The sequence below is a fragment of the Gracilimonas halophila genome, from assembly GCF_042684365.1.
Taxonomy (GTDB): domain Bacteria; phylum Bacteroidota; class Rhodothermia; order Balneolales; family Balneolaceae; genus Gracilimonas; species Gracilimonas halophila.
In genome coordinates this window covers 149613-161608 of the sequence record NZ_JBHULI010000001.1, presented here as the reverse complement: position 1 = coordinate 161608, position 11996 = coordinate 149613, and the positions used below count along the sequence as shown (strand labels likewise).

Annotated in this window: 7 protein-coding genes; 4 read left to right on the top strand and 3 right to left on the bottom strand. The window is 43.9% G+C overall.

Annotated features, from left to right (window positions below; all coding sequences use genetic code 11):
* Positions 1 to 144: 144 nt before the first annotated feature.
* Together ACFSVN_RS00710 and ACFSVN_RS00705 are read left to right on the top strand one after the other, a co-directional pair.
* Positions 145 to 648 (top strand): nuclear transport factor 2 family protein, encoded by a 504-nt coding sequence (locus tag ACFSVN_RS00710; RefSeq protein WP_390297097.1) that lies wholly within the window; start codon positions 145 to 147, stop codon positions 646 to 648.
* Entirely contained in the window at positions 648 to 3155 is a 2508-nt protein-coding gene (locus ACFSVN_RS00705) for a M14 family zinc carboxypeptidase (RefSeq protein ID WP_390297094.1), read from the top strand. The genes ACFSVN_RS00710 and ACFSVN_RS00705 overlap by 1 nt, the downstream gene beginning before the upstream one ends.
* Positions 3156 to 3231: 76 nt before the next feature.
* Here the strand turns inward: ACFSVN_RS00705 and ACFSVN_RS00700 are convergent, their stop codons facing one another.
* The 3 genes from ACFSVN_RS00700 to frr all read right to left on the bottom strand — a co-directional run bounded on the left by ACFSVN_RS00700 (position 3232) and on the right by frr (position 9054).
* Positions 3232 to 4164: a tetratricopeptide repeat protein gene (locus tag ACFSVN_RS00700; RefSeq protein WP_390297091.1), complete on the bottom strand. Its 933-nt coding sequence runs from the start codon at positions 4162 to 4164 to the stop codon at positions 3232 to 3234.
* Between the two features lie 697 nt (positions 4165 to 4861).
* The gene (gene smc, locus ACFSVN_RS00695) at positions 4862 to 8389 is read right to left on the bottom strand and encodes a chromosome segregation protein SMC (protein WP_390297088.1); all 3528 of its coding nucleotides are present in this window, start codon (positions 8387 to 8389) and stop codon (positions 4862 to 4864) included.
* Positions 8390 to 8484: 95 nt separating this feature from the next.
* A complete protein-coding gene (gene frr, locus ACFSVN_RS00690; RefSeq protein ID WP_390297085.1) occupies positions 8485 to 9054 on the bottom strand; it encodes a ribosome recycling factor in 570 nt (189 codons plus the stop codon).
* 279 nt (positions 9055 to 9333) lie between these two features.
* Here frr and sucB point away from each other — a divergent pair, with 279 nt between their 5' ends.
* Together sucB and panC are read left to right on the top strand one after the other, a co-directional pair.
* Positions 9334 to 11076 (top strand): 2-oxoglutarate dehydrogenase, E2 component, dihydrolipoamide succinyltransferase, encoded by a 1743-nt coding sequence (gene sucB / locus ACFSVN_RS00685; RefSeq protein ID WP_390297083.1) that lies wholly within the window; start codon positions 9334 to 9336, stop codon positions 11074 to 11076.
* Positions 11077 to 11136: 60 nt separating this feature from the next.
* Positions 11137 to 11988, top strand: a complete 852-nt coding sequence (panC, locus tag ACFSVN_RS00680; protein WP_390297080.1) for a pantoate--beta-alanine ligase — start codon at positions 11137 to 11139, stop codon at positions 11986 to 11988.
* Positions 11989 to 11996: the final 8 nt, after the last annotated feature.

Here is an 11996-nt window from a genome sequence, read left to right as displayed (position 1 = left end):
TGTCTTTAAAGCTTGATTAATCATACACAAAAGATAGCAGTTTTTACAATGGATAGATTTAAGAATAATGGATACTGCAAATCCTGTTTGCTCTATCAGTTTTGAATAGCTACCATAGGCTAACTCAAGAACCAACTTTTATCTATGCGATTCATATTTCTGCTACTTTCTATTTCGGGATTGTTGCTCGGAGCCTGCGAGCCCAAAGAAACTCAAATACCGCCATCTCCGGATGAGGTAAACGCCGTTCTCGATGATTGGCATTTAGCTGCGGCAGAAGGAGACTTCGAACGATATTTTGATCACTTTGAAAGTGACTCTTCTATTTTCATGGGGACGGATGCTACCGAACGATGGACTATTGATGTATTTAAACCATGGTCTAAACCTTATTTTGAAGACGATGGTGTGGCATGGACCTTTACTCCAACTTTTCGTAAAGTTTATTTTTCGGATAACGGTAAAATAGCCTGGTTTGATGAAGAACTCGATACTCCTAATCTGGGACCGAGCAGGGGCTCAGGGGTTTTGGTAAAAAATGAAAATGAGTGGAAAATTGCCCATTACAACCTTACTATTCCAATCCCCAATTCTATTGTAGATGATGTGGTACAACAAATTGAAACTGAACTAAACAAATCAGAGTAATGATGAAGAAAGGGATATTAGGCACATTAATAGCAGTTTTTTTAATATCGGCTCAGGCCTTTGCTCAGCTGCAATCGCCCGCTGAATTTTTAGGGTATGAGCTTGGGGAGCAATGGACTCCTCATTACAAAGTGGTGAATTATTTTCAGCATGTGGCTGAAGAGTCACCGATGGTTACCCTTAGTGAATATGGGAGGACCAATGAAGGACGGGAGTTGGTGTATGCTGTCGTTACCACATCGGATAATCAAGCCAATATCGAGGAGATACGTCTCAATAACCTGAGACTGACCGGGCTTGAATCCGGAGAGCCTACCGAAAACCAAAAAGCAATTGTGTGGCTCAGTTATAACGTGCATGGAAATGAGACTTCTTCCAGCGAGGCTGCATTGAATACCATTTATAAACTGGTAACGGAGAAAGGAAATTGGCTGGAGAATACGGTGGTGATCATGGACCCGATGGTGAATCCGGATGGACGTGATCGGTATGTGAATTGGTTTCGAAGTGTGGTAGGTGAAGAGGTAAATGTGAATCCTGAGTCACGCGAACATAGCGAACCATGGCCCGGCGGACGTACCAATCACTATTACTTTGATCTGAACCGTGACTGGGCATGGCAAACACAAGTGGAAAGTCAGCAGAGACTTCCTCTTTATAACAGCTGGATGCCTCATGTACACGTCGATTTCCACGAGCAAGGCGTAAATTCTCCCTATTATTTTGCACCGGCAGCAGAACCGTTTCATACGGCTATCACCGGTTGGCAGCGTGATTTCCAGACGATGATCGGAAAGAATCACGCCGAATACTTTGATGAGGAAAATTGGTTGTACTTTACTAAAGAAGTATTTGACCTGTTCTATCCAAGCTACGGAGATACATGGCCTACCTTCAACGGAGCTATTGGAATGACTTATGAGCAGGCCGGCCATAGTTCGGCAGGACTTGGAGTTCTCACAGCCGAAGGGGATACGCTGACCTTGCACGATCGACTTACACACCACACGACTACCGGATTATCGACTGTGGAGATCACAGCTCAAAATCACCAGAAAGTGATCAACGAATTTTCGAACTATTTCAGCAATACGATCGAAAATGGTGCGGGAGAGTACAAGACTTTTATTGTTAAGAAGAGCAGTAATCCGGATAAAGTAACAAGCTTGCTGCAATATCTGACGAAACAGGAAATTGAAGTTGGTACTGCAACGAGATCATCCAATACCAATGGCTATAACTATAGCACGGGAGAGACCGGCAGAGTGAGCATCGAAGAAGGTGATTACGTGATCAGTACCTATCAACCTAAAGGTACTTTGGCGCGGGTATTATTCGAGCCAAAACCTGAGTTGGTCGATTCAATGACTTATGATATTACCGCCTGGGAAATGCACTATGCGTTTGGTGTGGAAGGATATGCCATCCCCGGACGGGTAAATGCCGGTCCTGTTACATCTGTTACCGAAGACGAATTGACCCCTTCAGCTGATAAACCTTATGCTTATCTGGCAAAATGGAATTCAATGGACGACCTGAAGTTCCTGTCACAGATCCTGCAAAAAGGAGTGAAGGCCCGGTATGCTGAAGAAGCGTTTACCCTGGATGGCAGAGCATATGATCCAGGTACACTGATCATTACACGGAACGGCAATGAGCATTTAGGTGACGATTTTGATCAAATTGTAAAGGATGAAGCGGCCCTTCTTAACCGTAGGTTGATTCCTGCCACTACCGGCTTTGTTGAAACCGGTAAAGATTTTGGATCTTCAGCAGTGCGTTATATTGAGACTCCGAAAGTAGCACTGCTTTCCGGTAATGGAACCAGTTCCAATATGGTTGGTCATATCTGGAACTATTTTGATCAGCAGATCGACTACCCTGTAAACCTTATCAATACCGATGATATTGGGTCTGTAGATTGGGACGATTACCATGTATTGATCATGCCGAGTATGTATGGAAGTTCAGTCGGTGATAATGAAATAAATGCCATCAGAGACTGGGTGCGCAGTGGCGGTACTTTGATCGCAATGGAAGGAGCCAATAATTTACTTTCAGGTAAAGATGGTTTTGCTCTTTCACGCAAGCAAAATGAATCTGCTGAAGAAAGCGAAGATCCGGATGCAAAACTAACTAATTATGGCGAGGCGTCACGGGAACGTGTTAAATACATGAACGCCGGTTCTATCTTTGAAACCACAATGGATAATACGCATCCGCTCGCTTTTGGGTATGGTGAATCCTACATGTCCCTCAAGTTAGGTTCTACTGCTTTTGAATATCTGGACAATGGGTGGAACGTCGGGGTAGCTAAAGAAGATGCACACCGCAGCGGTTTTGTAGGAAGTGAGGCTAAGAAGAGCCTTGAAAACACACTTTCTTATGGAGTCCAGAATATGGGACGAGGACAGGTTGTATATATGATCGACAACCCTCTGTTCCGTGGTTTCTGGCACAACGGTAAATTGCTGTTCGGGAATGCAGTGTTCTTTGTAGGGAATTGATGGTGTTATAGTGCGAAGTTGTTAATGTGTTGCGGTGTTACATTAGAAAACACCGTAACACGTAAACACTTTAACACTACCGAGCCAATTCCGCTTCACTTGCAATAAATCCAAATGCAGCCCAGTTTCCTGCATCATATACATCCTGCCAGATCTGATAGGCCCTTTCGGTACGGCCGTTTATGTGATGCCAGAATCCAAGACCGTAACCAAGTGTGGAATTATCTAACTCTGAGTTTTCACCGGAGAGCAATTCATCAGAATTAAAAACACTTTTAAATACCATCAATAATTCATGGTAGCTGGTGTTTTCAATGAGTTCCATGTCTGCAGCAACCTGATCAAGAACTTTGCCTGCTTCTTCATCATGGCCTGCTTTTCGCAGAGCCATATATTGCCAATACCAGAAAGCGACCCGCATATCATTATTATCAGCTACCTGAAGTCCTTTTAAATAAGCACGGTTAGCCAGGTCATATTCGCCTTTAAGATAATGAGCCAACCCTAAATGATACCAGGTATTGGTTTGTAGTGAGCTCAGCGGAATATTTTGAGCATTGGGTAATCCATCAGTTTCAACGATGTCCTGATCTCCTTCGAAAAGTCGTGCAGCGATCTGAAAATCACGGATGGCGAGATCAAATTCACGTAAGGTAATATAGCGGTGGCCGCGATGGCGGTATAGTTCAGGCTCATTGGGAAACTCAATAATGGCTGATGAAAGCTGAACGATGGCTTCGCGATAATTGCCGGCATAAGCGGTCTTTCGAGCCTCCCAAATGTAGCTGTCCGCTAACCGATCTTCTTCCAAAGCTAAAGCACTAAGGGAATCGATACGGTTGGTGAGGGCAGGAGGTAGAGAGTCGATCTCAGTTTTCAGGGTATCACCTAAGAGTGAAATGGTTTGTGCAGAATTCGGGAGGTTCTCAAATCTTGCTTCATCTGTTTCTGTCTGACATGCAGAAAAAATCAGTGTGATAGCGATCGCACAAAGGAATAGATGTTTCATAAGAGCCGGAGGATTGTTTGAAATGAATGATGTTGCCAAATATAAAATGGTCTTGCGCAACTTCAATAATTATTTGATAGAAATATCAAAAAAGAAGAGGGGAGGGTGAGAAATGAAGGGCATAAAAATAGCCCGCCGGTTAGTTCCGTGGGCTTGTTTTTTGAATAACTGCTCCCAATATACGGCGGAAACCATGCCTCGACCAAATTTGATTTCTTTTGTATAACTAATAGAAAGTAATAATAAACCTTTGACTTACTTAAGTGTATAAATGATGTTTTTTAAGCCCTTAATTTAGATTCCTTAATTGAGGAGATGAGATAAATTAAAGAAAGGATAAGGCTAATTCTGTGCGAAAAAGAAAAAATAGTAATTTGAGTTAGCTAATTTTCAATGCCCTGGCGACTTTTCCCACCCCTTCCCGAATGCTTTCGGGACCCGAGCGGGGAAGCTCCTTGGTTGGTTTCTGTGTTGACTTGAAGATCGTAGCCACAGGCAACATCTTTTAAGTTATCTCCTAGTTCCCCAAAGCGTCTTCCTCTCCAGGGAGAGGAAACAAAGGTGAGGGTGGGGGCGGCTAAAGCTCAGTATTTCTTCACTAAATCCATTAATTACACAAAAAAAGCTCCTAAGCAGAACATACGGAGCGAGAAGAACTTCAGGATTGAATATTCCTCTGTTCGATATTCAATATTCCTTAGAGCACATCCTCAACTTCATCCAATTTCACTCCAACCAACCGGGAAACACCGGTGTCCGGCATGGTAACGCCGTACATCATTTCGGCCTTACTCATGGTTTTTTTGTTGTGGGTGATGATGATGAATTGTGTGTCCTCACTGAAGTTCTTGATCATTTTGGCAAAGCGCTCGATGTTGGCATCATCAAGAGGGGCGTCTACCTCATCAAGAACGCAGAAAGGTGACGGTTTCACCAGGTAAATGGCAAAAAGGAGAGCAATGGCCGTCAGTGTTTTTTCTCCACCTGAAAGCTGTGAAATACCGGATGGTCGTTTACCCCGCGGCTGAGCTTTAATTTCGATACGTGCTTCCAGCGGATCTTCCACATCCTGCTCAATGATAAGATCGCAATAGTCATCGGCTTCAAAAAGTGTCTTAAATACTTGCTGAAAGTTTACGCGGATCTTCTCAAATGTCTCATTAAATCGTTTTGTCGCTGTTTCATTGATCTCATCTATGGTTTCAAGGAGCTGTTCTTCTGCTTCCTCAAGATCCATGATCTGCTCTTCGTAGAAATCAAGTCGCTCCTTTTCCTCTTTATACTCTTCTATGGCCAATGGGTTTACTTCTCCGATGCTGTTCAGCTTTTGCTTCAGCCAGCTGATCCGCTCTTTGGCCTGTTCCGGAGTTTTATCTTCGGGAAGCTCACCGGTCACCTGTTTCATCAGGATGCCGTAGGTTTCCCAGATATGATCGGATAAAGCCTGACTTTGCATGTCCATTTTCTCACGCGCCATATCGAGATGGTGGACCAACTCCATATTCACTTCTTTACGGCGACGTACTTCCTTCAACTCTTTCTCGATCTCATTGATGGTTCCGCGCTGTTTAGCGGCTGCTTCCTCAGCCTTTTGAAGAGCTTCATCAGCCTCCTTCTTCGCTTCACTGTTCGTAGTGATATTCTCCTGAAGTTCCTTAGTACGTCCGGTCAGCGTTTCGATACGTTCCTTGCTTTCCTCAGTCAGCTCTGTGCGATTCTCAATTCGTCTCTTCACATTCTCGATACCGGTTTCGGCACGCTGCACATCCCGCTCGAGATTATCTACCTTATTCTTAAGATCCTGGTGCTTGAGCTGCGTATCGTTATATCGGCTTTGAGCAATAGAGCGTTCTTCTTCCAGTGTCTCAAGGAGCTCTTTTTTCTCCTGCTGTTTTTCATCCAGTTCCAGCATTTTCTGCTGTAATTCCTTTTGTTTGGGCTGAATGGAATTGAGTTCTTCCTGAGCGCTACCTTCACTGCTCTTAAGGTTATCCTTTCGGTTAACCAGCTCCCCAATATTTTTTTGATAGACCTGAACCTTGGAGCTCAAGCTGTGCTGTTGCTGCTCAAGCCGACGCACTTCCTGCTCTTTTTCTTTCAGGATCTGGCTAAGCTTTCCAATATCAAGTTTTTCATATTTCTCAACGATCTGCTGTAGATAATCTTCCAGTTTGGAGATCTCTTTCGTTGTTTTGGCTTCTTCTTTTTCGAGCTTCTCAATTTTATCTTTGAGTCCTACCCGAACTCCGGCATTTTTGCTCTTGCTGCCACTCTGAAAAAATTTGGCATTAGTGATCACTTCCCCGTCAAAGGTAACCCCTACAAGATCATCCTTCTTCTTTGTTCCTGCATAGGCGTCTTCAACAGAGTCAAAGACCATTACGTTACCGAGCAGTAATTGCTTTAAGGCAGAATATTCCCGCTTCGATTTAACTTCATCAAAAAGGCTGCCATCTTTAACGGGGTAGGTAGCGGCAAGTTGATCAAGAGGGATGAAAGTAGCCCGGCCTTTTTTGTTTTCTTTTAAGATCTTGGCAGCACGCTGAGCTTCGTCCAGTGTTTTTACAATCACGAAATTCAGTACATCTCCAAGTACGGCTTCAAGAGCTACGGCATGCTTTTGGTCGGTGTCAAAGATGTCGGAGACGGTAGTCATATCTTTGAAATCGAAACGATGATTTTCGATCAGATATTTAACACTGCCGGGGAAAGCTTCATTGGAACTGGTGAGGTCGTTCATCAGGCGTATCTCAGATTCCAGCGATTCCTTCTTGCTTTGAAGGGTCCGCAACTCGTCTTTGATCTCATTCTGCTTATCAGCGAACTGCTCTCTCTTTTCGCGAGCTGTTTCTAATTCTTCCTCGAGTTCATCCCGCTCAACAACAAGATTGTCCAGCTTTTGCTCGATCAACCCTTGTTCACCATTTAGATTCTCGATCTCATCATTAAGGTCAACGATCTCATTATTGATGCGCTCCAGATCACCTTCCGTATTTTCAAGGCGACTTTCAATTTTAATACGCTTGGTTTGAAGCTGACTCAATTCGTTGTTCGTGGCACTCAGCTGAACTTCGATCTCATATAGTTCACTTCGCTCACGATTGTACTGCTGCTGAATCTGCCCATACTTTTTCTTTGAATCCTCGAGTGCCTTATTGGATTTTTCGAGCTCATCATCGAAACCTTCCAGCTTGTTCCGGCTGGATTCCAATAACTCGGTTAATTCTTTAAGATCTTTTTCCCCGGTTTCGATGTCCTTGCCATATTCAGCGATCACCTTTTTCTCATTCTCGATCTTCTCACGCGTGATCCGAAGATTGGTGTCGGCCTCCCGAATAGCATTATGCAGTTGACTTACCCGGCGTTGGGCTTCAGCTTGTTTCCGTTCTTTTTCAACTAATGCGGCACGGGCTTTTTCATCATTTTCTTCAAGCTCTTCAATAGCTTTGGTGATCTCCCTTTTTTCTTTATCCGCATTGTTAATGCGTTCCTTTAGCGGTTCAAGCTCATTCTTGATCTTATTAAAGTCATGAAGGGTAAGTGCTTTATCTAAAAGCTCTAATTCATCTCTGTAAACCTTGGCTTTTTCAGCTTTTTCAGCTTGAATTTCAAGTGACCGGGCTTTCTTTCTCAATTCCACCAAAAGATCATCAACACGCTGCAGATCTTTTTTGGTTGATTCCAGCTTCCGAATGGTCTTTTTGCGCTGATCTTTATATTTGGTAACTCCTGCAGCTTCCTCAAACAGTCGGCGGCGGTCATTGTTCTTATCATTCAGGATCTCCTCCACCATTTTCAGCTCTATCACGGAATAGGCGTCCGAGCCCATACCGGTATCCATAAACAATTCCATGATATCCTTCAGCCGGCAAGAAGTACCGTTGATGAGGTATTCACTGTCTCCAGAACGGTAAAGTCTTCGCGAGATGGTTACCTCACTATACTCAATAGGTAGAATTCCTTTGTCGTTGACAAACGTGAGGGACACTTCAGCCATCCCAAGGGCTTTCTTTTGAGCTGTTCCGTTGAAGATCACGTTGCTCATGGCGGAAGACCGAAGCAATGAAGGGCGCTGCTCACCCAAAACCCAACGCAGAGCATCTACAATATTCGATTTACCACACCCATTCGGGCCCACAATAGATGTGATCCCACTGTCAAACTTTACCTTTGTCTTGTGAGCAAAGCTTTTAAAACCCTGTAATTCAAGTTCGGATATATACATGGATTGGTGTTACGGTGCTGATGTATTGAAGTGTTACGGTGTTAAGGTGCGGCAAGGAAAACCTTAACACCGTAACACGCAAATACTGTAACACCTTAAACTGTCATTATTTCTTCTTCTTTTTTATTAAGGAGTTCTTCTACTTTGGCTGTGTATTTATCCGTCAGTTTTTGAATTTCGTCTTCAGCCTCATAGCGGGAGTCTTCTGAAAGTGATTCACTCTCTACCGTTTTCTTAACTTCATCATTCGCATTTCGGCGGGAATTTCGGATACTGATGCGAGCCTGCTCTGCAATATCTTTCGAGTGCTTAACAAGTTCTTTACGGCGCTCTTCGGTAAGGACAGGAAGTGGAATCAGGATCCGGTCGCCATCGTTACTTGGGTTCAATCCCAGTCCGGCCGACATGATCGCTTTCTCAATATCCTGCATTCCCGTTTTATCGTATGGAGAAACGACCAGTAAGCGCGCTTCCGGCGCACTGACGTTAGCTAGTTGTTGTAAAGGAGTCTGAGATCCATAATAGTCAACCTTCACGCCTTCAATAAGTGAAGGACTCGCCTTTCCTGCTCTAATATGTGAGAGTTCTTTTTTGAAAAATCCGGTGGCTTCATCCATGTGAAGCTCTGCTTCATCAATTATATCTTGTAATTCTTCCGCTATCATAGTGCCAAAACTTGGTTTATGCTGGTTTACTGACTTTGCGAAGTTAACAAAATCAGAAGTGAGGACAAACCAGAAGTGTATATTAGACGCTGATGATTGAACTTTAAATGGAGAGAGAAAGTCTGAGAACTGGGGATATAAAGTAAACATCTGAAAAAGCGCTTTCCTACATTTTAAAAGAATGATACTTATTTTGAACTAATTGGAATTATCCTGAACTTTAGAGTCCGTTGAAAATTCCTTAAAACAGCCTTACAGGCACCAAAAGAAAACAATTTTATGGCGAAGGTAGAAGTGGTCATGCCCCAGATGGGCGAATCAGTAATGGAAGGTACAGTAATTGAGTGGACCAAGCAGGTTGGCGATACCGTTGAGGTAGATGAAACACTGCTTGAAGTAGCCACCGATAAAGTGGATACAGAAGTGCCCTCTCCTGAAGCCGGTGTACTTGTAGAAATTTTAGCTGAAGAAGGTGATGTGATCGAAGTAGGAAAAGCGATCGCCATTATTGAAACGGATGCGGATGCTGCCGGCGATGTTTCTTCAGGTGGATCAGAGGAAGCTGAATCTGAAGAACCCGCTCAAGAAGAAGAGCCAGCAGAAGAAGTAACGGAAGAGGAGTCTGCTCCGGTGGCTTCAGGTGGGGGCGATGAAGGTGAACGAATTGAAGTTCAAATGCCCCAGATGGGTGAATCAGTAGTGGAAGCTACTGTCATCGGGTGGTCTAAGCAGGTTGGCGATACGGTTGAGGAAGATGAAACACTCCTTGAGATCTCAACGGATAAAGTGGATAGTGAAGTACCGTCTCCGGCAGCCGGAACATTGGTAGAAATTCTTGCCGAAGAAAATGATACGATCGAAGTTGGGCAAACCATTGCTGTGATCGCGACCGGAAAAGCAGCATCGGGTGGCGGATCTTCAAAGCCGGCTCCCAAAAAAGAAGAGAAGAAAGAATCGGCTCCTGCAAAACAGGAATCACAAGCAGCAGCTTCAAACGGAACCTCAGAAGGATCCGAGCCACAGCGCATGGGTAGTGACGGTCGTTTTTACTCTCCGCTGGTACGTTCAATAGCAAAAGAAGAAGGAATCAGTCAGGAAGAACTTGAGGCCATTGAAGGTTCAGGCCAGAACGGACGTGTTTCCAAACAAGATATTTTATCTTATGTAGAAGACAAGAAAGCAGGGAAAGTTTCTGCACCTGCAGCGCAGAGATCAGCCGGTAGCGGCCTCAGCAAGCCAACTTCAAAATCTTCAGATGGATCTATATCGGCCGGTCAGTTGGATGTTAAGCACTCTCCATCCGGTGATGTTGAAGTGATCAAAATGGATCGCATGCGTAAGATGATCGCCGAGCATATGGTGAAGTCTAAGCAGACTTCAGCCCACGTAACCACTTTCGCCGAGGTTGATGTAACCAATATGGTGAAATGGAGAAACGCTAATAAAGCAGCATTTCAGGAGAAAACAGGAACAAAGCTTACGTTTACTCCTCTTTTTGTAGAGGCCATTATCACAGCAATGCTTGAGTTCCCTCTGATCAACAGTTCTGTTAATGGTGATGAGATACACCTTAAGAAGGATATTAATTTTGGATTGGCTGTTGCCCTAGGCGAAGGCGGAGAAGGCGGGCTGATCGTTCCGGTTATCAAAAAAGCGCAGGAGAAGAACCTGGTAGGTTTAGCAAATGCTGTTAATGAAGTGGCCATAAAAGCCAGAAGCAAGAAATTGAGCCCTGACGATCTGGTTGGTGGAACTATTACCCTTACCAACTACGGAAGTGTTGGAAACCTGATGGGAACTCCGATCATCAATCAGCCACAGGTTGCCATTATTGGTACCGGCGCTATTGAAAAACGACCGGTTGTGTTGGAAACCGATGCCGGTGATGTGATCGCAATCCGACAGATGATGTTCTTATCTATGAGTTATGACCACAGAATTATTGACGGCGCTCACGGTGGGGCCTTCCTGAATAGGATAAAAGAGATCCTGGAAGACTTTGATATGAGTCGGTCGGTTTAATTTAAATTCTTACCTAATTATTAGGAGGCGCCCCAAAACGGCGTCTCTTTTTATTTGCGCATGAAACAAGTTGCAACCATAAAAGAAGTCCGAGCTGAAATAGCTGAGTTAAAAGCCCAGGGAAAGCGAATTGCATTCGTTCCTACCATGGGTGCTTTACATGAAGGTCATTTATCTCTTATTCGCCTTGCAAAGCAAAAAGCAGATGAAGTGGTGGTTTCTATATATGTAAACCCTGAGCAGTTTGGCCCTAATGAAGATTTTGAGGATTATCCCCGCCAGATGGAAGATGACCTCAAAGCATGTAAAGCTGAAGGTGTGTCGTTGGTTTTCACCCCAAATGATGAAATTATGTACGGATCCGGTACAAAATATTTCAGCATCGATATTGAACATATGAATGAGCATATGGATGGTGGAAGTCGACCCGGTTTTTTTGAGGGAATAGCTCTTGTAGTGAATAAATTCTTCAATATCATCAAACCTGATGTAGCTATTTTTGGTCAGAAAGACATTCAACAGTTTCAGATCCTGAAGCAGATGGTACATGAATTTAATCATGATATAGAGATGACCGCCGCTCCTATTGCCCGTGCCAATGATGGTTTGGCTTTGAGCAGTCGTAATGCTTATTTGAGTGATCAGGAAAGGGAAATTGCTCCAGGTTTATATCGTGCTTTAAAGTATGTGGAGAGACAGATCCGGGATGGAGTGATGGAGCCTAAGTTATTGTTAGGACATCAGCAGGATGAATTGGAAGCGAAAGGATTCAAAAATGATTATCTTAATGTGTTTTCGATGAAAACAATGAAACCGGTTAAAAAACTTGAAGCCGGTTCAACCTACATACTGGCAGGCGCAGTATATTTAGGAAAGACCCGCCTGATCGACAATATAATTTTAGACCTCTGAGCGATACC